The sequence below is a fragment of the Microbacterium sp. NPDC056052 genome (assembly GCF_042266785.1).
GTDB lineage: Bacteria > Actinomycetota > Actinomycetes > Actinomycetales > Microbacteriaceae > Microbacterium.
In genome coordinates this window covers 68603-91256 of sequence record NZ_JBHJWV010000001.1, presented here as the reverse complement: position 1 = coordinate 91256, position 22654 = coordinate 68603, and the positions used below count along the sequence as shown (strand labels likewise).

The 22654-nt window shown below is 69.9% G+C and carries 19 protein-coding genes; 4 read left to right on the top strand and 15 right to left on the bottom strand.

The genetic code is table 11. From position 1 onward, the window contains the following. Nucleotides 1-30: 30 nt before the first annotated feature. From ACFC1J_RS00450 to ACFC1J_RS00405, 10 genes are all read right to left on the bottom strand, one after another. The gene (locus ACFC1J_RS00450; RefSeq protein WP_375901511.1) at nucleotides 31-1104 is read right to left on the bottom strand and encodes a glycosyltransferase; all 1074 of its coding nucleotides are present in this window, start codon (nucleotides 1102-1104) and stop codon (nucleotides 31-33) included. Beyond that, entirely contained in the window at nucleotides 1101-2345 is a 1245-nt protein-coding gene (locus tag ACFC1J_RS00445) for an FtsW/RodA/SpoVE family cell cycle protein (RefSeq protein WP_375901509.1), read from the bottom strand. The genes ACFC1J_RS00450 and ACFC1J_RS00445 overlap by 4 nt, the downstream gene beginning before the upstream one ends. Further along, entirely contained in the window at nucleotides 2308-3864 is a 1557-nt protein-coding gene (murD, locus tag ACFC1J_RS00440; RefSeq protein WP_375901507.1) for a UDP-N-acetylmuramoyl-L-alanine--D-glutamate ligase, read from the bottom strand. Before murD ends, ACFC1J_RS00445 begins: the two co-directional genes overlap by 38 nt. Next, nucleotides 3861-4976: a phospho-N-acetylmuramoyl-pentapeptide-transferase gene (gene mraY / locus ACFC1J_RS00435; protein WP_375901505.1), complete on the bottom strand. Its 1116-nt coding sequence runs from the start codon at nucleotides 4974-4976 to the stop codon at nucleotides 3861-3863. The genes murD and mraY overlap by 4 nt, the downstream gene beginning before the upstream one ends. After that, the gene (gene murF / locus ACFC1J_RS00430; RefSeq protein WP_375901503.1) at nucleotides 4973-6385 is read right to left on the bottom strand and encodes a UDP-N-acetylmuramoyl-tripeptide--D-alanyl-D-alanine ligase; all 1413 of its coding nucleotides are present in this window, start codon (nucleotides 6383-6385) and stop codon (nucleotides 4973-4975) included. The genes mraY and murF overlap by 4 nt, the downstream gene beginning before the upstream one ends. A 52-nt stretch (nucleotides 6386-6437) precedes the next feature. Beyond that, nucleotides 6438-8222 (bottom strand): peptidoglycan D,D-transpeptidase FtsI family protein, encoded by a 1785-nt coding sequence (locus ACFC1J_RS00425; RefSeq protein WP_375901502.1) that lies wholly within the window; start codon nucleotides 8220-8222, stop codon nucleotides 6438-6440. A gap of 61 nt (nucleotides 8223-8283) precedes the next feature. Further along, nucleotides 8284-8859, bottom strand: a complete 576-nt coding sequence (locus tag ACFC1J_RS00420; RefSeq protein WP_375901500.1) for a hypothetical protein — start codon at nucleotides 8857-8859, stop codon at nucleotides 8284-8286. Then, complete coding sequence (rsmH, locus tag ACFC1J_RS00415; RefSeq protein WP_375901498.1) at nucleotides 8856-9809, bottom strand: 16S rRNA (cytosine(1402)-N(4))-methyltransferase RsmH; 954 nt, start codon at nucleotides 9807-9809, stop codon at nucleotides 8856-8858. Before rsmH ends, ACFC1J_RS00420 begins: the two co-directional genes overlap by 4 nt. A gap of 108 nt (nucleotides 9810-9917) precedes the next feature. Then, entirely contained in the window at nucleotides 9918-10349 is a 432-nt protein-coding gene (gene mraZ / locus ACFC1J_RS00410; protein ID WP_045272464.1) for a division/cell wall cluster transcriptional repressor MraZ, read from the bottom strand. 261 nt (nucleotides 10350-10610) lie between these two features. Further along, nucleotides 10611-10982 (bottom strand): DUF3040 domain-containing protein, encoded by a 372-nt coding sequence (locus tag ACFC1J_RS00405; RefSeq protein ID WP_375901495.1) that lies wholly within the window; start codon nucleotides 10980-10982, stop codon nucleotides 10611-10613. Between the two features lie 137 nt (nucleotides 10983-11119). Between ACFC1J_RS00405 and ACFC1J_RS00400 the strand changes: the two genes are divergently transcribed. Further along, nucleotides 11120-12205 carry a polyprenyl synthetase family protein gene (locus ACFC1J_RS00400; protein ID WP_375901494.1) on the top strand — a complete coding sequence of 362 codons (1086 nt, stop codon included), beginning with the start codon at nucleotides 11120-11122 and terminating at the stop codon, nucleotides 12203-12205. 7 nt (nucleotides 12206-12212) lie between these two features. Here the strand turns inward: ACFC1J_RS00400 and ACFC1J_RS00395 are convergent, their stop codons facing one another. Beyond that, on the bottom strand, nucleotides 12213-12554 hold the full coding sequence (locus ACFC1J_RS00395) for an Rv2175c family DNA-binding protein (protein WP_375902685.1): 342 nt from the start codon (nucleotides 12552-12554) through the stop codon (nucleotides 12213-12215). 180 nt (nucleotides 12555-12734) lie between these two features. On the opposite strand from ACFC1J_RS00395, the gene ACFC1J_RS00390 reads away from it, so the two are divergent. After that, nucleotides 12735-13769: a LysM peptidoglycan-binding domain-containing protein gene (locus ACFC1J_RS00390; RefSeq protein ID WP_375901492.1), complete on the top strand. Its 1035-nt coding sequence runs from the start codon at nucleotides 12735-12737 to the stop codon at nucleotides 13767-13769. 91 nt (nucleotides 13770-13860) lie between these two features. Beyond that, nucleotides 13861-15789, top strand: coding sequence for a Stk1 family PASTA domain-containing Ser/Thr kinase (pknB, locus tag ACFC1J_RS00385; RefSeq protein WP_375901490.1), 1929 nt, complete (start codon nucleotides 13861-13863; stop codon nucleotides 15787-15789). A 96-nt stretch (nucleotides 15790-15885) separates the two neighbouring features. On the opposite strand, the gene ACFC1J_RS00380 is transcribed toward pknB, so the two are convergent. Further along, nucleotides 15886-17220, bottom strand: coding sequence for a class II 3-deoxy-7-phosphoheptulonate synthase (locus tag ACFC1J_RS00380; protein ID WP_375901488.1), 1335 nt, complete (start codon nucleotides 17218-17220; stop codon nucleotides 15886-15888). A gap of 63 nt (nucleotides 17221-17283) precedes the next feature. Then, nucleotides 17284-17973: a lysophospholipid acyltransferase family protein gene (locus ACFC1J_RS00375; RefSeq protein WP_375901487.1), complete on the bottom strand. Its 690-nt coding sequence runs from the start codon at nucleotides 17971-17973 to the stop codon at nucleotides 17284-17286. A gap of 168 nt (nucleotides 17974-18141) precedes the next feature. Here ACFC1J_RS00375 and ACFC1J_RS00370 point away from each other — a divergent pair, with 168 nt between their 5' ends. Then, nucleotides 18142-19968 (top strand): AMP-dependent synthetase/ligase, encoded by a 1827-nt coding sequence (locus ACFC1J_RS00370; protein WP_375901485.1) that lies wholly within the window; start codon nucleotides 18142-18144, stop codon nucleotides 19966-19968. A 64-nt stretch (nucleotides 19969-20032) separates the two neighbouring features. Here the strand turns inward: ACFC1J_RS00370 and ACFC1J_RS00365 are convergent, their stop codons facing one another. Next, nucleotides 20033-20524 carry a peptide deformylase gene (locus ACFC1J_RS00365; RefSeq protein ID WP_375901484.1) on the bottom strand — a complete coding sequence of 164 codons (492 nt, stop codon included), beginning with the start codon at nucleotides 20522-20524 and terminating at the stop codon, nucleotides 20033-20035. Beyond that, nucleotides 20524-22533, bottom strand: coding sequence for an AAA family ATPase (locus tag ACFC1J_RS00360; protein ID WP_375901482.1), 2010 nt, complete (start codon nucleotides 22531-22533; stop codon nucleotides 20524-20526). The genes ACFC1J_RS00365 and ACFC1J_RS00360 overlap by 1 nt, the downstream gene beginning before the upstream one ends. Between the last annotated feature and the right edge of the window lie 121 nt (nucleotides 22534-22654).

Sequence of the window (22654 nt, the reverse complement as noted above, 5' to 3'; positions counted from 1 at the left end):
CCGGCTCGCCGGGTCAGGGCTGCGGGGTGCTCAGCGCGCGAGCGCGCGGTCGGCGAGGGCGATGAGATCCTCGGTTCCGGTGCGCGATCCGACGCGCTCCGCGGCCTGTCGCATCGCGGCGCGACGGACCTCGTCGCCCAGCAGCGGGACCACCTCGCCCCTCACACGCTCCGGAGTGAGCTGCCCGTCCTCGATCAGCACGGCGGCGCCCGCGTCGATCGCGGCCGCGGCGTTCAGGCGCTGCTCGCCGTTGCCGACGGCATAGGGCACGTAGATCGCGGGGATGCCGAGAGCGCTGATCTCGCTCACTGTCGCCGATCCCGAGCGGGAGAGGATCAGGTCCGCCAGGGCGAACGCGAGATCCATCCGGTCCAGGTAGCGGCGCAGGGCGTAGCCGGGAACGCCGGGATCCGGCATGTCGGAGCGGTCGCCGGTCGCGTGCAGGATCTGCCACCCCGCGTCGAGGATGTCCTGCCAGGATCCGGCGACCGCCTCGTTCAGGCGCTGCGCGCCGAGGGAGCCGCCGAACACGAGCAGAACAGGCCGCTCCGGGTCCAGGCCGAACTCCTCCGCCGCCTCGGCGCGGAGCGCCGCACGGTCCAGGTCGACGATCTCGCGCCGCAGCGGCATCCCGACGACCTCGCCGCCGCGCAGGGGCGTTCCGGGGAACGCGACGCCGACCGCGGCCGCGGAGCGGGCGCCCAGCACGTTCGCCATGCCGGGGCGGGCGTTGGCCTCGTGCACGATGAACGGCACGCGCTCGCGACGGGCGGCCACGTAGGCCGGCGCCGAGGCGTAGCCGCCGAAGCCGATCACCGCATCGACGCCGTGCGCGCGGATGTACGCGCGCACCTGCTTGACCGCGCGTGAGAACCGCACAGGGAACGCGAGGGCGGCACCGTTCGGGCGGCGCGGGAACGGCACCTTGTCGACCGTGAGAAGCTCGTAGCCGCGCTGCGGCACGAGCCTCGCCTCGAGCCCCTCACGCGTGCCGAGCACGAGGACTCCTGTTTCCGGGTCGCGGGCGCGCAGGCCGTCGGCGACGGCGAGCAGCGGATTGACATGGCCGGCGGTGCCACCGCCGGCCAGAAGATACGTGGTCACTTCCCGAGGCTACCCGACCGTCCTGCGGGCCGGCTCAGTGCGGCGGCGGGCGCAGGCGCGGGCAGCGTGCGGGCGAACGAGAGCAGCACTCCGCAGGCGAGCAGCACCGACAGCAGCGAGGTGCCGCCCTGCGACATGAACGGCAGCGGCACGCCGAGCACCGGGAAGATCCGCAGCACGACGCCGATGTTGATGAGCGCCTGCGACAGGATCCACACCACGATCCCACCGGAGGTGATGCGCACGAAGAGGTCGTCGGTGCGGCGGATCATGCGGAACACGGCGACCGCGAACAGCACGAAGAGCGCGAGCACGAGGGCGCAGCCGATGAGCCCCAGCTCCTCCCCCACGATCGCGAAGATGTAGTCGTTGGACGCGGCGGGGAGCCAGCCGTACTTCTCGCGGGAGTTGCCGAGGCCCACCCCGAAGATGCCGCCGTTCGCCATCCCCCAGATCGCGTGCACCTGCTGGTAGCACGTCGTCAGGTAGCAGCTGGTGTCGTTCGAGTGGTCGAAGACGCCGAGGATCAGCGACCTGCGGCGCTCGTCGGCGAACGCGAAGCCGAGCACCGCGACCACCGAGATCAGCAGCGGCAGGATGAAGAGCCGCAGTCGCACGCCGGAGAAGAAGAGCGCGCCCAGGATGATCAGGAACAGGACCATCGACGTACCGAGGTCCTTGCCGCCCAGAACGGCCGCGATCGCGAGGAAGCCGACCGGGATCAGCGGGATGAACACGTGCTTCCAGCGGCCCAGGAGCTCCTGCTTGCGCCACAGGATGAACCCGGCCCACACCGCGAGCGCGAGTTTGATGAACTCCGAGGGCTGGATCACCTGGCTGCCGATCTTGAGCCAGTTCGTGTTGCCGTCGTTCTCGTAGCCGAGCGGCGTGTAGACGAGCATCTGCAGACCCACGGAGAGGATCAGCACGAGCCACGCGGTGCGCTTCCAGAACTGCACGGGGAAGCGGCTCATCAGGAACATCAGCGGCACGCCGATCGCGGCGACGAGCGCCTGCGTCAGCACGATCGAGAACGGGCCCTGCCCCTGGTCCACGGCGTTCGCACTGGAGGCCGAGAGGATCATCACCAGGCCGAACACGGTGAGCAGCAGCGAGGTCGAGGCGATCAGCGCGAACTCTGTCGACACCGGCCGGAAGACCCGGCCCAGCCTGACCCGGGCGGCGAGTCCGTCGACCCGGGGCTCAGGCGCCGGTGTCGGGCGTGGTGCCACCTGCGTCATCGGCGCTCCCCTGATCGCTCGACCGTCCCTGATCGATCCACTGCCGCACCGCCTCGGCGAAGCGGTGGCCGCGATCCGCGTAGCTCGCGAACTGGTCGAAGGACGCCGCCGCCGGAGCGAGGAGCACGGTGTCCCCCTCCTGGGCGATGCCCGCGGCCAGTTCCACGACGCGGGTCATGACCTCTTCAGTGTCGCCGGGGACGACCTCCAGGACCTGCACCGCCGGCGCGTGTCGCGCGAACGCCTCGAGCAGATGATCGCGGTCGACGCCGATCACGACGGCAGCGCGCGCCGTCGCACCGGCGCCCGCGACGAGATCCGACAGATCGACGCCCTTCAGATCCCCGCCGACGATCCAGATCGCACCGGGGAACGCCTGCAGCGACGATTGCGCGGCATGCGGGTTCGTCGCCTTGGAGTCGTCCACCCAGGTGATCCCGCCGGCACGGGCGATGACCTCGATACGGTGCGCGTCGAGGCGGAAGCCGTCCAGCGCCGTCTTGACGGCCGCGGGGTCGACCCCGAGGGAGCGGCTGAGGGCCGCGGCGGCGAGGATGTTCTGCACGATGTGCGGGGCGTTCAGCCCGTGCGCGGCGAGGTCGGCCACGGTCGTGAGTTCGAGCGCGCTGTTGCGCCGGTCGTCGAGGAAGGCTCTGTCCGCCAGGATCCCCTCGACCACGCCCAGATCGCTGGGGCCGGGGATGCCGAGCCCGAACCCGATCGCGCGGGCGCCTTCGATCACGTCCGCGTCCTCGACCATGCGCTGCGTGGCCTCGTCCGCCTTGTTGTAGACGCACGCCACGCGCGTGTTGCGGTAGACCAGGGCCTTGGCCTCGCGGTATGCCTCCGCGCTTCCATGCCAGACGAGGTGGTCGTCGGCGAGATTGAGGCACGCGGCCGCCCACGGCACCGGCTGACCCGCCGGCTCGGAGAGCCCGAGATACCAGAGCTGGTGGCTGGACAGCTCGACCACGAGAACGTCGAAGCCTCCGGGATCGCGCACCGCGTCGAGGACGGGGACCCCGATGTTGCCGCACGGGGCGGCGCGCAGCCCGCCGGCGACGAGCATGGTCGCGGTGAGCTGGGTCGTGGTGGTCTTGCCGTTCGTGCCCGTGATCAGCACCCACTCCGCGGGGGTGCCGTCGCCGCGGAGGATCTTGTCCCGCACGCGCCAGGCGAGCTCGATGTCGCCCCACAGGGCGATGGGCTGCGTGCGGATCCACGCGATCACGGGATGGGCGGGCGCGAACCCCGGCGAGGCGATGACGACCTCCGGCGCGAACTCGACGAGCCGCTCCGGAACGGATCCGAGATCACCGATCCACAGATCGGCGCCGATCAGCGGCACCAGCCGTTCGTACTCCTCGGTGGCGCTCTCGGAGAGCACGAGCACCTCGGCGCCGAGCTCGGTCAGAGTGTCCGCGACCGAGAATCCCGTCACGGACAGGCCCAGTACCGCGACCCGCAGTCCCCTCCAGTCGGCGTGCCAGCTGGTCAGGGCGTCGAGATCTCGCGTCATGAGCTGGTCAGCCTCAGCCACTCGACGTAGAACAGGCCGAACGCCGACACCGACAGCAGACCGGCGATGATCCACATGCGCACCACGATCGTCGCCTCCGGCCACCCGCGCATCTCGAGGTGGTGGTGGAACGGGCTCTGCAGGAACAGCCGCTTGCCGCGGGTGAGCTTGAAGTAGGCCAGCTGCACGATCACGGAGCCGGAGGCGATGATGAAGACGCCGGCCAGCAGCACGAGCAGCAGCTCGGTGCGGGTCAGGATCGCGAGCGCCGCGATCACGCCGCCGATCGACATGGATCCGACATCGCCCATGAAGACCTTCGCCTTGGGCGCGTTCCACCACAGGAACCCGATCAGCGCGCCGACGAACGACGCGGAGATGACGGCGAGATCGAACGGGTGCGCGACGTCGTAGCAGCCGGCCAGGGACGACGGTGACAGCGATTCCGCCGCGCAGGACTGCTTGAACTGCCAGAACGAGATCAGGCTGTAGGCGCCGATCACGAACACCGCGCAGCCGGCGGCCAGGCCGTCCAGGCCGTCCGTGAGGTTCACGCTGTTGGAGGTGGCGATGCCGATCACCGAGATCCAGAGCAGGTAGAGCAGCCAGCCGACGATCGGGCCGAGCGCGAAGAGCCACAGCACGGGGATGTCGCGGAAGAGCGAGACGAACGCGCTGGCCGGGGTGTTGCCCGAGGCGCTGCGCACCGTCAGCGCCACGATGCCGAAGGGCACCATGACGAGCACCTGTCCGAGGATCTTGCGCCAGCCGGACAGCCCGAGGCTGTTCCGCTGGCGCAGCTTCATGTAGTCGTCGATGAACCCGACCGCGCCGAAGCCCAGCATGAGCCAGATCACCAGCAGCCCGGAGACCGTGGGATAGCTCCCTCCGGTGAAGGTGCCGACCATGTATCCGACGACGGTGCCGAGGATGAAGATCACGCCGCCCATCGTGGGCGTGCCGCGCTTGGCCTGGTGGCTGGGGTTGCTGATCGATTCCGGGGTGCGGATGACCTGCCCCCAGCCCCACTTCCGGAACAGCCGGAGGAAGACCGGGGTCAGCAGGAGCGTGAACGCGAGGGAGATCGCGGCGGAGGTAAGCAGGGATCTCACGAGAACGATTCTCCCAGACGATCGCCGAGGAACCGGAGTCCGGCGGAGTTGGACGACTTGACGAGCACGCGATCCCCGGGGCGCAGCTCGCCCTGGAGGTACTCGAAGGCGGCGTCGGCGTCGGCGAGGTGCACGGCCTCGCCGTCCCACGACCCTTCGCCCACGGCCGCGAGGTAGAGACGGCGCGCGTCGGCGCCCACGACGACGATGCGCTGGATGTTCAGGCGCACGGCGAGCAGGCCGATCCGGTCGTGCTCATCGCCGGCGGTCTCGCCGAGCTCGCTCATCGCGCCCAGAACCGCGACGGTGCGCTCATCGGGGCCGGTGATCTGCGCGAGCGTGCGGAGCGCCGCCGCCATGGAGTCGGGGCTCGCGTTGTACGCGTCGTTGATGATGCGCACCTCGGCGCCGCCCATCGGCTGCATGCGCCAGCGCTCGGCGAGCTGCACCGTCTCCAGGCGCGCGATGGCGTCGGCCGGAGCGACGCCGAGCGCCCGGGCGGCGGCGATCCCGGCGAGGGCGTTGTTGACGTGGTGCGCACCGAGCACCTGCAGCCGCAGCGGCAGCTCCTGGCCGTCCACGTGCACGATGCACGAGGTGCCGGATGCGGTGACATCGATGCCGGCCGCGCGCACGGCGGCAGTCGCCCCCTGGCCGAAGCCGACGATGCGCAGTCCCTGCTCCTCGGCGAGCGACGCCATGCCCGCCACGCGGGGGTCGTCGAGGTTCAGCACGGCGGTCCCGCCGGGGGCTGCGGCCGCGATGAGCTCCGCCTTGGCGCGAGCGGTCTCCTCGATGCCCCCGAATCCGCCGGCGTGCGCGAGACCGACCATGAGCTCGATCACGACATCGGGGTTCACGAGTCCCGCGAGGCGCGCGATCTCGCCCGGCGCGCTCGCGCCGAACTCGCACACCAGGAAGCGGGTCGTGTCGGTGATCCGCAGCATCGTGAGCGGGGCGCCGACCTCGTTGTTGTAGGACGCGATCGGAGAGATGGTCTCGCCCTCGTCCTGCAGGATCCGGGCGAGGAAGTTCTTGGTGGTCGTCTTGCCGTTCGACCCGGTGACCCCGACGATCCGCAGGTCGCCGGCAGCACGGACACGGGCGACGACCGCACGGGCGAGCTCCGCGATGGCGTCGATGACGTCCGGCACGACGATCTGCGAGATCGCCTCGTCGACGGGGTGCTCGACCAGCGCCAGCACGGCGCCGTTCTCGATCGCGGCGCCGACGAAGCGGTGCCCGTCGGTGGTCTCACCGGGCTTGGCGACGAAGACGCCGCCGGGGGTCATCTGACGCGAGTCGGTGTCGACGACTCCGGATACGATCGATGCGGGATCGTGACCTGCGACGGGGTGCAGGTCGCCGCCGATGATCTCGGCGATCTCCGCGAGGGACAGAGCGATCATGGGGATGGGATCCTCCGTGGGCGATGCCGCCGTTCTCGGGCGACGGCGGCCATCACTTGTACTTGGGCAGCAGCGGTTCCATAGGTGTGGTGGAGGGCTGCACGCGATAGGTCTTCAGCACCTGCGTCATGGCCTTCTGGAAGGCGGGCGCGGTGGCCGCAGACGAGGTTACCCTAGTGGGCTCGTCGAGGGTGACCACGACGACGTACTCGGGATGGTCGGCGGGGGCGTATCCCACCATGCTGGTGAAGTAGATCCCCTCCTTGTACGCGCCGGTCTCAGGATCCGGCTTCTGCGCGGTTCCGGTCTTCGCCGCGATCCGGTAGCCGGGGACCTTGATCAGGTCGGAGACGCTGCCCTGCTCGGCCACGTTCTCGATCATCCGGCTGAGCTCGGCGTCCTTGGTCGCATCCAGCACGCGCTGCGGCTTGGGCGCCGGGGCCTCGGTGACCTTGCCCGTGCCGTCCGTGCAGGACTCCACGAGCGACAGCGGGATCTTCACGCCGCCGTTCGCGATGGCCTGGTAGGCGCTCGCGACCTGCGGGGCCGTGACCGTGTAGTACTGGCCGAAGGTGGTCGTGTAGTGCGACTGGTAGTCCCAGTCCTTGACCGGGTGGATGACACCGGAGGCCTCACCGGGGAAGTCGATCGCGGTCTTGCTGCCGACGCCGAACTTGACCAGCTCGTCGTAGCGCTGCTGGTCGGACACCATGTCCCCGAACTTCGACAGCGCGACGTTCGACGAGTCGATGAGCGCGCCGGCGAGCGTGTAGTCGTAGGCCGGGTGCTCGAAGGCATCGTTGATGACCGCGCCGTTCGGGAACTCCTCGTGGCTGGACGCCCCGGTGATCGAGGTCGAGGCATCGGCGTTCGCGTACTCCATGACGGACGCGGCGGTGATCGCCTTGAACGTGGATCCCGGCTCGAAGCTCGTGCTGAAGATCCGCGATCCGCGGTCCTCGGGATTCGCGGCGCCGGGGTCGTTGGGGTCGACGCTCGGGAACTCCGCGGCCGCGCGGATCTTGCCCGTGCCGACCTCGACGACGGTGACCGTCCCGGCCTTCGCCCCCTGCGCCTTGACCTCCTCGGAGATCATCTGCTGCAGGTACCACTGCAGCTCGGTGTTGATCGTGAGCTTCACCGTGCCACCGTCGATCGCGGGCTTCTCCTGCTGGCTCCCGGGGATGACGACGCCGTCCCGGCCCGTGAGGTAGGACTCCTGACCCTTGGTCGCGCTCAAGCACTTGTTCTGGGTCTGCTCCAGCCCCGTGAGCTCCCCATCGCCGGAGATGAAGCCGATGAGGTTTCCCGCGACCGCACCGTTCGGGTACACGCGGACGGAGCGCGGCATCGGCCAGAGGTAGGCCAGATCGAGCGCGCGGAGCTTGAGGAACTGGTCGGTGTTGACGCCCTTCTTCAGCTGGACGTACTGCGACTCGGGGTTCGCCTTGAGCGCGTCCGCGACCTCCTTGCGCACGGCGTCGCCCGACTCGCCGATGATCTCGGCGATCTTGTCGGAAGCCTCCGCCCATGGGAGCTTCGGCTTCGTCTTCGCCTCCTCCAGACCCTTCATCGCAGACGGGTCCATGGTGATGTCGTAGACGAGCTGGCTCTCTGCGAGGACCGTGCCGTTCGAGTCCTGGATCGTGCCGCGCGCCCCATCGATCGCCCTCGTGGTACCGAGCTTGCCGGTATCGATGGAGTCCTTCACGTTCGCGGACGCGCTCAGCACCTGGATGTCGACCAGGCGCACCAGGAAACCGCACATGACCGCGAGGATCACGGCGAGGGCGAGGACGGTCCGCCGGCGCGGGGTCCGGGTTGCTCGGGGTGTCATCGGATCTCCATCCGGGGCTCGCGTTCTGTCATCGTCGGGCTGGGGCGTCGGCGGTGCATGGTCAGCGGATGGTCGGAGTCGGCAGGCCCTCCGCCGTCGGCGGCACCTCCGGCTGCACCGGAGCCGTCTCCGGTGTCTTCGGTTCTACGCCCGCACCCCCCGGCTTGGTCTCGGCCGGCGGCGGCGTGTCGTGGACCAGCGCGTTCGGAACGGCGTTCGCCCCCGTGGGGTTGACCGTCGACGCCCAGGCCGCGGGCCCCGCCGCGCCGATCACGCTGCCGTCGCTGAGCCGCAGATAGTTCGCGCTGCCGCCGACGACGAGACCGAGCTTGGCCGCATCCGCCGCGAGAGCCTGCGGCGAGCTGATCCCGTCGAGGTCCTGAGCGGCGGCCTGCGCCTGCCACGTCAGCTGCTTGTTCTGCTGGCTCAGCTTGGCCACCTCGAACGAGTCCTGCGTGGTCGCGATCGTGAGCGCGATCTGCGCTCCGGCGATGAGCGCGGCCCCGGCGAGGGCGACGATGGCGTACGCCAGACGCGGACGACGGCGGCGGACGGGGCGTTCGACCGCGCGGAGATGGCGCGAGCGCTCCGGCTCGTCGAATTCCAGTTGCCGCAGGGCGTTCTCGGCCAGGCTCATCGCGCGGCACTCCTCTGATCTTCTCTCACGCGTTCCGCGGCGCGCAGGCGCACCGGGATGGCGCGGGGGTTGGCCGCGCGCTCCTCCTCATCGGCGAGCTCCGCGCCCTTGGTGAGCGTCTTGAACCGCGGCGCGTGCTCCGGCAGCTCGACCGGCAGGCCCGCGGGCGCCGTCGAGGCCGAGGCCGCGGCGAAGGCCTGCTTGACGAGCCGGTCCTCGAGGGACTGGTAGGACATGACGACGATCCGTCCGCCCACGACGAGGGCGTCCATCGCGGCCGGGATCGCGTCGGCGAGCACGTTCAGTTCGCGGTTCACCTCGATCCGCAAGGCCTGGAACACCCGCTTGGCGGGATGGCCTGCACGCGCCACGGCGGCGGGGGTCGCGTCCTGCAGCACCTCGACCAGGCGCCCTGATCGCTCCAGCGGAGCGGACTGCCGGGCCGAGACGATGGCTCGTGCGTAGCGTCCGGCCAGCTTCTCCTCGCCGTAGCGCTCGAAGATGCGGCGCAACTGGCCCTCGCTGTAGGTGGCGAGCACCTCGGCGGCGGTGACGCCGCTCGACTGATCCATCCGCATGTCCAGCGGCGCATCCTTGGCGTATGCGAAGCCGCGCTCCGCCTCGTCCAGCTGCAGCGAAGACACGCCGAGGTCGAAGAGTATTCCGGAGGCGCCCTCGGCGTGCGTGCCGATCGCGTCATAGACGGTGTGCACGAGCGTGACGCGATCGCCGAAGCGGGCCAGCCGTTCCCCCGCGATCCGCAAGGCGTCGGTGTCGCGGTCGAGGCCGACCAGGCGGATGTGGGGCAGACGCTCGAGGAACGCCTCGGAGTGCCCGCCCATGCCGAGCGTGGCATCGACGAGGATGGCCCCGTCGTGCTGCAGGGCGGGCGCCAGCAGCTCGACGCAGCGCTCGAGCATCACAGGGGTGTGTATGCGACGGATGTCCATGGTTCCTTCGGCCCTCCGGTCCCTGGCCCTGATCCCCATCCGCTCGACCCGGCACCGGGGAAGGTGCGCCGGGGCGGGAGCGGCTGGGAGTCACAGCCAGGGGCCCGTTCAGAACAGGCCGGGGATCACCTCCTCCTCGAGTTCGGCGAAGGCGTCTTCGTGTCCTTCGGCGTACGCGTTCCACGCCGCCGCGTCCCAGATCTCGGCGTGCGCGCCGACACCGGTGACGATGAGTTCCTTGCCCAGGCCGGCGTACGAACGCAGGTGGGCGGGGATGGTGATGCGGTTCTGGCTGTCCGGCATCTCGGCGCTCGCCCCGGAGAGGAACATGCGCAGGAATGCCCGCGCCTCCTTGTTCGCGAGCGGCGCCTGGCGGATGCGCTCGTGCACGCTCTCGAACTCGGCCGTGCTGAACACGTACAGGCAGCGGTCCTGGCCACGGGTGACGACGATGCCGCCGGCCAGATCCTCGCGGAACTTGGCCGGGAGGATGACGCGGCCCTTGTCGTCGAGCTTGGGGGAATGCGTGCCGAGCAACATGCGCCTATCCCCCTTTCGCCGCCGTTTCCTCCACTTTACTCCACATCCCTCCATTTTGATACCCATTCGTGTCCGTGAGGGCATGCCCGCGGGAACGAAAAAGGCCCCTGCTCCGCGGAATCACGCGGAAAAGGGGCCTGTGGAGAGGAGTGGAGGGATCCGTGGGACGAAAGGGAGGATCCGGGGGCGGGCGGGTCCTGCGGACGACGGAGGGCCCGGACGCCGCAGCGTCCGAGCCCTCAGGAAGTCTGAGCGAAGAGGTCAGCGCTCCTCGTGGCGTCGATCCCACCGGTCATTCATGCGATCCATGAACGACGGAGACGGCTCTTTCGTCTTCGCGGCGGTTCCCCCGTCGTGCCCACTGCTCTGGTGCACGGGTGTCAGGGCCAGCATGAGCCCGCCGAGCATCGCCGCGAAGGCGATGACACCGATGATGATGCCGCCGATGTTGCCGACCACGACGCCCACGATCAGGCCGCCGACGCCGGCCAGCAGCAGCACGGCTCCGTAGATCAGATTGCGATAGCTGAGCGCGCGGTCTCCTGCATGCGCGGAAACGACGTCGGCGTCGTTCTGCATGAGATGGCGTTCCATCTCGTCGAGCAGACGCTGCTCCTGTTCGGAGAGTGGCATTTCGTCCCCCTCGGGTGGTCTTCCCCATAGTCTACGCGCGCCGGGATGCACCAGGGTAGGGATTCGCCTGGGAGTTGGGCATCACCTTGCGGAGCGAGCTCACGACCCGTGATGACGGCGCTGGGTAGGCTGATCCGGTGGCATCCTCCTCCGCTGTGATCGACCAGGTCTCCGCCCGTCTCGACGCCTTCGTCGCCCGGATGCGCGAGGAGACCGCGACGTACGGTCCCGATGCCTCGGCCTTCGTCACGTCGGCCGAGGCGACCCTCCGCGGCGGCAAGCGTCTGCGCGCCAGGTTCTGTCACGCGGGGTGGGCGTCGGTCGCGGGGCTCGACGAGATCGACGTCGAGCCGGCCGCCCTCTGGGACGCCTGCGCCGCGCTCGAGGTGTTCCAGTCCGCCGCGCTCGTGCACGACGATCTGATCGACAACTCCGACACCCGCCGGGGCCGCCCCTCCGCGCATCGCGCTCTCGAGGCGGCGCACGTCGGACAGGGATGGAGCGGGAACGCCGTGGACTTCGGTCGCGCGGCCGCCGTGCTGCTCGGCGACCTGCTGGTCGCCTGGAGCGACGATCTGCTGGAGGCGGGCATCGCGGCGAGTCCGCATGCCGACGCCGTCCGCGCGGAGTACGCCAGAATGCGCCGCGACGTCACGATCGGCCAGTTCCTGGACATCGCCGAGGAGTCGGCGTGGAGCGTGAACGTCGACGACGGCCACGCGGAGCGCGCCCTGCGCGTCGTCTCGCTCAAGGCCGCGCGGTACAGCGTCGAGCAGCCGCTGCTGATCGGGGCGGCGATCGCCGGCGCCGATGCGACGCAGCAGACGGCGCTGCGCGCGTTCGGTCACCCGCTGGGGATGGCGTTCCAGCTGCGCGACGACGCGCTCGGGGTGTTCGGCGACGAGAAGGTCACCGGCAAGCCCGCGGGCGACGACTTGCGCGAGGGCAAGCGCACGCTGCTCATCGCCTGGACCCGCCAGGCCCTGGCTCCGCAGGGGCGGCGCATCGTCGACGAGCTGCTCGGCGACCCGCACCTCACGGCGGATCAGATCGCGAGCCTGCAGGAGATCATCGTCGAGTCAGGGGCGCTGGCCCGCATGGAGCGGCTCATCACCGAGTACGCCGAGGCCGGCGAAGCGGCGCTGCAGGGCGCCCCGCTGGATGCCGGGGCACTCGACCTGCTGCGCGGGCTCGCTCGCGACGCGACGCAGCGCACCGCCTGACGCCGGCTCAGGCCAGGGCCCGAGCGACCCGGCGCACCTCGCTCTTGTGGCCCTCGCGCAGGGCGGCGATCGGCGCGCGGCCCATCGATTCCTCCTCCGCGAGCAGCCAGTCGATGGCCTCGTCATCGCTGAACCCGGCGTCCTTGAGCACGATGATCGTGCCGCGCAGGGATCCGAGCGGCTGGTCGTCCTTGAGGAAGACCGCGGGGACGGCGAGCGCTCCATTGCGGCGCGAGCCGATGAGGTACTGCTCATCGAACAGTCTGCGCACGCGTCCGAGCGACTCGCCGAGGATCTCGACCAGCTCGGGCAGGGTCAGCCATTCGGCCACCGGGGCCGCCGTTTCCATATCAGACACCCAGCAATGTTCTCATCCCCTGAGGCGCCCGGTGATCACAGCACTCTTCTCCGGCCGTGATCACATCTTTCACATTGATCACTTCAGTTGACTTGACTTCACATCCGTGACAGCGTCATAAGGCCGATACGCGAAGAGGCGTGCAGGTCAGACGTCAGAATCGGGGGATCCATGACAACCACGACGAGTCCGCGCCGCGCACTCTGCCTTGCGGTGCCGACCGTGCTGCTGACCACCGTCGCGACCGCGCTCGTCGCGGCACCCGCTCAGGCGCACAGTCCCGCACGCGCTCCCCTGCCTCCGCTGACCGCGCTCCCGACCGGTGCGGTCGCGTCCGCGCTGTCGGCGCGGATCGTGCCCACGGAGATCGCGCCGCCGACGCACTACACGGTGCAGGACGGCGACACGCTCTGGGACATCGCGCGCGCCAGCGGCACCAGCGTCGCCGCACTGTACGCGGCGAACGGTCTCGGATCCGATTCGATCATCTACCCCGGCCAGGTGCTCGCTCTCGGCGGGTCCGCCCCCGAGTCCGTCCCCGCCGCCGCTCCCGCGGAGGCGGCAGCCCCGGCCCCGGCGTCCGACGCCGCAGGCCCCGGATACGACGTGGTCGCCGGCGACACGCTGTGGTCGATCGCGCACCAGCACGGGATCACGCTCGCGGAGCTCTACGCGGCGAACGGCCTCTCCCCCGACTCGATCATCTACCCCGGCCAGACCCTGCGGTTCTCCGCACCCGCTCCGGCTCCTGCGCTCGCGGCGTCCGCTCCCGCCCCCCAGCCGGCCCCGGACACCTATACGGCCCCGCAGGTCGTGCTGAGCGAGGTGCAGACCGCCAACGCGCAGCACATCATCCGCGTCGGCCGGGAGCTGGGCGTGAGCGATCGCGGCATCGCGATCGCCCTGGCCACCGCGATGGTCGAGTCCGGCCTCGTGAACACCCCGTCCGGGGACCGCGACTCGATCGGCCTGTTCCAGCAGCGCCCCAGCACCGGCTGGGGCACGCCGGAGCAGATCGCCGACGCGGACTACGCGATCAGGGCCTTCTTCATCGGCACGCCGCACACCAACGGCCTCCTCGACATCCCCGGCTGGGAGGGCCTCGGCTTCAGCGAGGCCGCGCAGGACGTGCAGATCTCCGCCTTCCCCGCCCGCTACGGCCTGTGGGAGTCGCAGGCGGACGACTGGCTCGCGGCACTCGGCTGAGCCGCCGCGGGATCCGCTCGCGGCGAACGGAAAAGGGCTCGCACGCGAGCCGTTCCCCGGGCTCTCAGCGAGTTCTCCATAGACTCTTGCCGTGACGACCAGCCAACAAGCCGACCCCCTCATCGGGCGGCTCGTCGACGGTCGCTATCGCGTCCGCGCGCGGATCGCGCGTGGCGGCATGGCGACCGTGTACGTCGCCACGGATCTGCGCCTCGAACGTCGGATCGCGCTGAAGGTCATGCACGGCCACCTCAGCGACGACTCGGTGTTCCAGAGCCGCTTCATCCAGGAGGCGCGCGCGGCCGCCCGCCTCGCCGACCCGCACGTCGTCAACGTCTTCGATCAGGGCCAGGACGGGGAGCTCGCCTACCTCGTGATGGAGTACCTGCCCGGCATCACGCTGCGCGAACTCATGCGCGAGCAGCGCCGCCTCACCGTCCCGCAGACCATCACGATCATGGACGCGGTGCTGTCAGGGCTCGCCGCCGCGCACCGCGCCGGCATCGTGCACCGCGACGTCAAGCCAGAGAACGTGCTGCTGGCGGAGGACGGCCGGATCAAGATCGGCGATTTCGGCCTGGCCCGCGCGACCACGGCGAACACCGCCTCCGGCGCCCAGCTGATGGGCACGATCGCCTACCTCGCCCCCGAGCTCGTCACCCGCGGCACCGCGGACGCCCGCAGCGACATCTACGCGCTCGGCATCATGCTCTACGAGATGCTCGTCGGCGAGCAGCCGTACAAGGGCGAGCAGCCCATGCAGATCGCGTTCCAGCATGCGACCGATTCGGTGCCGCGTCCGAGCGTGCGCAATCCGGGCGTTCCGGAGCAGCTCGACGAGCTCGTGCTGTGGGCGACCGAGAAGTCACCGGACGAGCGCCCGAACGACGCGCAGGAGATGCTCGAGCGGCTGCGCGTGATCGAGCGCGAGCTGGGCGTCTCACCCACGCCGACCACCGCCAAGACCACCGTCGTGCCGATGCGCGACACCGGGGATCAGACCCTGGTGCTGCCGGGCATCCCGACGGCGACCGCGCCGGCGCCGACGGCGGACGCCCCGCTCGACAACGCGACGCTGCTGCGCCGCCGTACGGCGCACCGGCGCTCCCGCGGGGCGCTGCTGCTCGTGCTCGTGCTGCTGCTGGCCGTCCTGGCCGGCGGGACCGGCTGGTGGTTCGGATCCGGCCCCGGCTCGAAGCTCTCGGTGCCGGACGTCGCGGGCAAGACCTGGGAGGTCGCCGCGGCCTCGATCACGAAGGAAGGCCTCACGCCTGTGCAGGGCAGTGAGAATTCCCTCAAGGTGCCGGCGGGCCAGGCGATCCGCACGGATCCCGGCGCGGGCTCCCGCGTGGACAAGAAGGCGAAGGTCACCGTGCTGATCTCCGCAGGCCCCGCCACGCACGACATCCCCAAGCTCGACGGCATGACCGAGCAGCAGGCCAAGCAGGCGCTCGTAGATTTCCACCTGACCCTGCAGGACTCCGTATCCCTCTTCTCCGGCGCGGACAGCGGACTCGTGATCAACGCCGAGGTCACCCCGCGTGCGGGAGGCGACGCCTACGAATGCGGCGAGGGCTGCAGCGTCTTCGAGGGCGACCAGATCCGCCTCCTCGTGTCACTGGGTCCGGTGCCGGACGTAACAGGCCTGACCGTGGACGACGCCACGAGCAAGCTCAAGGCGGTGGGGCTGAACGCAGACTCCGGTTCGTCCGCCTCCTACAGCGACAGCGTGCCGAAGGGCCGCGTGATCGGCATCGGCGACCGCGAGGGCGGCGGGAACTGGCGGCCGGGCGACACGATCGTGCTGAACGTGTCCAAGGGTCCTGAGCCCGTCACGGTGCCCGATGTCGTCGGCAAGAACCTCGCCGAGGCCATGCAGACCCTCACGAACGCCGGCCTGAACCCGCAGACCAGCGTGCCAGAGGTCGTCTGGAGCCTGTTCCAGGTGACGGGGACGGATCCCAAGGCCGGCGACAGCGTGGAGAAGAACACGACCATCCGGGTCAAGGTCTCCGGCTGATCCAGGCGGATGCCGCGCTGCGAGCCGCCTGCCCCCGGATACGACGCAGAAGGCCCGGCACCGCTGCGCAGTGCCGGGCCTTCTGTGTCGTCGGTGTCAGCGCTTCTCGAGCTCCTCGGCGACGAGGAAGGCCAGCTCGAGCGACTGCATGTGGTTCAGGCGCGGGTCGCACAGCGACTCGTAGCGGGTCGCGAGGGCGGCCTCGTCGATCTGCTCGGATCCGCCCAGGCACTCGGTCACGTCGTCGCCCGTGAGCTCGACGTGAATACCGCCGGGGAAGGTACCGACGGCGCGGTGCGCCTCGAAGAAGCCGCGGACCTCGTCGACCACGTCGTCGAAGCGACGGGTCTTGTACCCGGTAGGCGTGGTGATGCCGTTGCCGTGCATCGGATCCGTGACCCACAGCGGCTGCGCACCGGAGTCCTTCACGGCCTGCAGCAGCGGCGGCAGCGCCTCGCGGATCTTTCCGGCGCCCATGCGCGTGATGAACGTGAGTCGGCCGGGCTCGCGGTTCGGGTCGAGCTTGTCGATGAGGGCGAGCGCCGTGTCGGTCGTCGTGGTCGGACCGAGCTTCACGCCGATAGGGTTGCGGATCTTCGAGAAGTAGTCGATGTGCGCACCGTCCAGCTCACGGGTGCGCTCCCCGACCCACAGGAAGTGCGCCGCCGTGTTGTACGGCGTGAGCGTGCGGGAGTCGATGCGGGTCATCGGACGCTCGTAGTCCATCAGCAGGCCCTCGTGGCCCGTGAAGAACTCGACCCGCTTGAGCTCGTCGAAGTCGGCGCCCGCCGCCTCCATGAACTTGATCGCGCGGTCGATCTCGGCAGCCATGCGCTCGTAGCGCTGGTTGGCCGGGTTCTTCGCGAAGCCCTGGTTCCAGGAGTGCACCTCGCGGAGATCCGCGAAGCCGCCCTGGGTGAAGGCGCGGATGAGGTTCAGCGTCGAGGCGGCCGTGTGGTAGCCCTGCAGCAGCCGCGCGGGGTTCGCCTCACGGGAGCCCTCGGTGAAGTCGTAGCCGTTGACGATGTCGCCGCGGTACGCGGGAAGGGTGACGTCGCCGCGGGTCTCGGTGTCGCTCGAGCGCGGCTTGGCGAACTGCCCCGCCATGCGCCCCATCTTCACCACCGGCATGGAGGCGCCATAGGTGAGCACGACCGCCATCTGCAGGACCGTCTTGATCCGGTTGCGGATCTGGTCGGCGGTGGCGCCGGCGAAGGTCTCGGCGCAGTCGCCGCCCTGGAGCAGGAACGCCTGTCCGGATGCGGCACGGGCGAGGCGCTCGCGGAGGTTGTCCACCTCACCGGCGAACACCAGAGGCGGCAGCGCGGCGATCTGCGAGGAGACCTCGGCGACGCGTTCGGCGTCCGGCCACTGCGGCTGCTGCTTGATCGGGAGGGCGCGCCACGAGTCGAGATCGAGAGGCTGAGGCATCCCCCCATCCTAGGGTGCCGGGAAGGGGGCGGATCGCTCTATGAAGCGTCCACGGCCGGCGTGCTAGGAAGCCTGCGAGGCCAGGCGCTCCTTCACGGCGGAGGCGTAGACGTCCTCGTAACGCTGCTCCCCCAGCCGCTGCAGCGCGACCATGATCTCGTCGGTCACCGAGCGCAGGATGTAGCGGTCGTTCTCCATACCGGCGTAGCGGGAGAAGTCGAGGGGCTCACCGATCACTATTCCCACCCGCATGATGTTCGGAATGCGCTGACCGGTCGGCATCGCGACGTCGGTGTCGACCATCACCACCGGGACCACCGGGACCTTCGCCTCCAGGGCCATCCGCGCGATGCCGGTGCGTCCGCGATAGAGCTTGCCGTCAGGGCTGCGCGTGCCCTCCGGATAGATGCCGAGCAGATCGCCGCGGCCGAGCACGCCCAGCCCGGTGTTGAGTGAGGCCTCGGAGGCCTTGCCGCCGGAGCGGTCGATGGGGAGCTGACCCGTGCCCTTCATGAACATCCGGGTGGCCCAGCCCTTGAGGCCTCTGCCCGTGAAGTAGTCGCTCTTGGCGAGGAAGGACATCCTCCGGTCCAGCATGAGCGGCAGGAAGATCGAGTCCGAGAAGGACAGATGGTTGCTCGCCATGATCGCGGCACCCGTGACGGGCACATGCTGACGCCCCACGACCCACGGACGGAAGATCGCCTTCACCAGCGGGCCGATGGCGATGTACTTCATGAACCAGTAGATCATCGCCCGCAGTCTATCCCGCCACCGGCACCAGGGCGAGAAAGGGTGCGCGCTTGCGACGCAGTTCCACCGATCGTGCGACTGAATCTCACGACGGGTGCCCTTTCCCCAGGCGCCCCATGGCATAGACTCCTGGGAAGCATGTACGCGTCCGGCCCCGAAGGAGTTGCCGTGGTCCAGTTCGAAGTCCCCGCGATCGTGAAAGCCGCACCCGAGGACAACATCACCGACCTCCTCGAGCAGCGGGTGCAGAAGACCCCGAACCTCGCACTGTTCTCCGTGCCGGACGGCGCAGGATGGCGCGACATCACGGCCGCGGACTTCCGCACCGCGGTGATCGCCCTCGCGAAGGGATTCGTCGCAGCCGGGATCCAGCCGGGAGAGAAGGTCGGCTTCCTGGCCCGCACCACCTACGAGTGGACCCTGGTCGACTTCGCGCTGTTCTACGCCGGCGCCGTCATGGTGCCGATCTACGAGACCAGTTCCCCTTCGCAGATCCAGTGGATCATGGAGGACTCGGGGGCGATCTCGCTCATGGTCGAGTCCCCGGAGCACTTCACCCGCTTCGACGAGGTGCGCGGCGACCTCCCCCTCGTCCGCGACGTGTGGCAGATGCACCTCGGCGCGATCGCCCAGCTCACGGCGCAGGGCGCCGACGTGCCGGACGAGGAGGTCGAGCGTCGTCGCGTCATCGCGAACGGTGCGGACATCGCCACGCTCATCTACACGTCCGGTTCGACCGGCCGCCCCAAGGGCTGCGTGCTGACCCACAGCAACTTCGTGGAGCTCTCCCGCAACGCGGCGAAGTCGCTCGACGACGTGGTCTCCATCCAGGGCGCCTCGACCGTGCTGTTCATCACGACCGCGCACGTGTTCGCGCGGTTCATCTCGATCCTCGACATCCACGCCGGCGTGCGCACGGGCCACCAGCCCGACACCAAGCAGCTGCTCCCGGCGCTCGGATCCTTCAAGCCCACGTTCCTCCTCGCCGTGCCGCGCGTGTTCGAGAAGGTGTACAACTCGGCCGAGCAGAAGGCCGAGGCCGGCGGCAAGGGCAAGATCTTCCGCGCCGCCGCGGCGACCGCGATCGAGCACTCCCGCCTCGTCGAGGAGGGCGCGAAGATCCCGCTCGGCATGAAGATCAAGTTCGCCCTGTTCGACAGGCTCGTCTACGCGAAGCTGCGCGAGGCGATGGGCGGCAACATCCAGTACGCGATCTCCGGATCCGCGCCGCTCGGCGCCCGCCTCGGCCACTTCTTCCACAGCCTCGGCGTGGTGATCCTGGAGGGCTACGGCCTCACCGAGACCACAGCGCCTGCCACGGTGAACCTCGCCGACAAGTCGAAGATCGGCACGGTCGGCCCCGCGCTGCCCGGAGTGGGCATCCGTCTCGCGGACGACGGCGAGATCGAGGTGCGCGGCATCAACGTCTTCAAGGAGTACTGGAACAACCCGGAGGCCACGGACGCCGCATTCGACGACGGCTGGTTCCGCACCGGCGACCTCGGCTCGTTCGACCACGAGGGGTTCCTGACGATCACGGGACGCAAGAAGGAGATCATCGTCACCGCGGGCGGCAAGAACGTCTCCCCCGCCGCGCTCGAGGATCCGATCCGCGCCAACCCGATCGTCGGCCAGGTGGTCGTGGTGGGCGATCAGAAGCCGTTCATCGCGGCCCTCGTCACGCTCGACCCCGAGATGCTGCCGTCGTGGCTGGCCAACAACGGCCTCCCTGCGGACATGTCGCTCGCCGACGCCGCCGCGAACGATGCGGTCCGCGCCGAGGTGCAGCGCGCGATCGACGTCGCCAACACCCGCGTGTCGCGTGCCGAGTCGATCCGCAAGTTCACGATCCTGCCCTCCGAATGGACCGAGGCGAGCGGGCATCTCACGCCCAAGCTCTCGATCAAGCGCAACGTGATCATGAAGGACTTCGCACCTCAGGTCGCCGCGATCTACGACGAGACCACCGCGACCACGACGGTGCCGCTGGGCTGACCTCACGACATGAGGAAGGGCCCCGGGGATGCCCCGGGGCCCTTCCTCATGTCGTCGGGTCGTATCAGAACCAGGAGCTCTCGCGCACCTCGCGCATGGCGACCTTGCGGGTCTCGGGGGCGAGCCGGGAGAGATAGACCTTGCCGTCGAGGTGGTCCGTCTCGTGCTGCAGGGCCTGGGCCAGCAGTCCTTCCCCCTCCAGCACCACGGGCTCGCCATCGAGGTCGATGCCCTCCACGCGGGCCCACGGGTAGCGCAGCGCGTCGTGCCAGAGACCGGGCACCGACAGGCAGCCCTCGCCCGTCGGCACCGGCTCGCCGCGCACCTCGACCAGGACCGGGTTCAGCACGTAGCCGATCTCCCCGTCGATGTTGTAGCTGAAGGCGCGCAGCGCCACGCCGATTTGCGGGGCGGCGACCCCGGCGCGGCCGGGAAGCTCGACGCTGTCGACGAGGTCGGCGACGAGGGCGCGCACGCCGTCGTCGATCGTGTCGATCTCCGCGCACACGGTGCGCAGCACGGGGTCACCGAAGAGCCGGATCTCGCGGACCGCCATCAGGCCGCCTGCTCCCTCAGGCCCTCGACCACGATCGCGGCCAGCTCGCGCGCGGCCTGACGAGTCTCGGGCTGCAGCGCTGCGAACGTGATGGCGCTGCCGGCGGCGATCCGGGCGTCGTACGGGATGCGCAGAACGTGCGCGACGCGGGTGCGGAAGTGCGCCTCCAGCTCGCCGAGGCGCACCATGGGCGAGCCGGGCGTGGACTGGTTGAGCACGACGACGGCTTCGCGCACCTTGTCGGCGTATCCGTTGGTCTCCAGCCACGTGAGCGTCTCGGACGCGAGCCGCGCCTCGTCGACGCTGAGGCCGGCGACGATCACGATCGTGTCCGCACGATCCAGGGTCGCGCCCATCACCGAGTGGACGATGCCGGTGCCCGTGTCGGTGAGCACGAGCGAGTAGTAGTGGGCGGCGACCGAGGCGACCTGGTCGTAGTCCTCGTCGCTGAACGCCTCGGAGACCCGCGGATCCGCATCCGAGGCCAGCACGTCGAGGCGGGTCGCATCGCGCGAGACGACGGCGGAGATGTCGTGATAGCCGGTGACCTGGTCATGGATCCGCACCAGGTCGCGCACCGTCTTGCTGTTGGTGCGCGCGATGCGGTCGGCGAGCGTGCCGCGGTCGGGGTTCGCGTCGACCGCGATGACCCTGTCCTCGCGCGAGTCTGCAAGCGCCATCCCGAGCAGCGCCGTCACCGTCGTCTTGCCGACACCGCCCTTGCGGCTCAGCACGGGGACGAAGCGGGCCGTTCCGGACAGCGGTGCGGCGATGCGCGCGCTCAGCGCCTTGCGCTGCTGCGCGCGCTTGCCGTCTCCGAGGTTGATGCGGCGGCCGGAGACGGTGTAGAGCAGGTGGCTCCAGAGCCCCTCGGGCTCGGGGCCCACCAGCCTGCTCGGGTCCAGCAGCCGGTCGGCGGTGAGCAGGTCCGCGCTCTCCCGCTCCCGGTCGCCGAACTGGTCCAGCCGACGCGACGCGAGGGCGGGGTCTGGTGTGCGGGGGTGGTCGGCGGTCATGGTCTCCTCCTCGGCCGCGGCGGAGGGTGCGGTGTTCCCCTCGAGCCCTGGCACCGGTGCGGGTTCGGCCGCGTCGACGGCGCGGAGTGCCATCGACTCAGCGACGGGCGCCGTGGCCGGCTCCGTCCGATCGGGTGCGTCCTGCTCCTCGGCGGGCTCCGCGGCATCGTCGGCGTGCGTGTCCGTCTCGATCGGGCCGGAGCCCGGGACGACCTCGACGGCTTCGGGCGCGGAGGCCGCGATCGCGGCCTCCGCGAGGTCCTCGGCGTCCTCGAACGTGTCGTCGGCAGCGGTCGGAGCGACCTCGTCCACGGGCGCTTCGTCTACGGAGTCCTCGTCAGCAGACGCCTCGTCGGCAAGCGCATCGTCCGCGGGCACGTCATCCGCGGGCACGTTGTCTGCAGGCGCCTCGTCCGCGGGCACGTCGTCTGCGGGCACGTCGTCTGCGGGCACCTCGTCCGCGGGCACGTCGTCTGCAGGCGCCTCGTCCGCAGGCACCTCGCCTACAGGCTCCGCATCCGCGACGTCGCCGTCGGCCTCGCCCGCCACGTCCTCGGACACGACGGGCTCATCGGGAGTCGCTTCCTGCGCCGGCTCGGCGGTTTCGTCCTCGACTTCGGCTTCGGCCTCGTGGTCCGCCCCTGCGCCGTCCTCGACGATCTCGGCCACCACGACGTCCTCGGCTGCGGCCGCCGGGATCTCGATCACGATGTCCGAGAAGCCCGCTCCCAGATGGATCCGTCCGATGCCGTCGTCCTCGCGGACGAGAGCGGCGGGGTCGGCGTCGAGGACGAGGTCGGCGAAGGCCTCCCCGTCGGTGACGTCATCGTCGACGAGATCGTCGTCGTCCGCGACGTGCAGAGCGACCGGCACCTGCGCCGTGGCGTCGCCGAGCAGCCCGATGCCGACGGTGCCGATGGCACCGGTGCCATCGAGGATTCCGAGGGCTTCCCCGGGATCCTCGCTCTGTGTGTTCCTGCGTTCTGTGCTCATGATGCTTCTCCCCCGTGATACGCCCTGTCGGCGCGCATCACAACGCACAAGGTTAGTGCACGTCGCGGCACCCCGACGCGGCGGGCCGGGCTGGAGGGCCCGCTGCGCGGCGCGCCCTCCG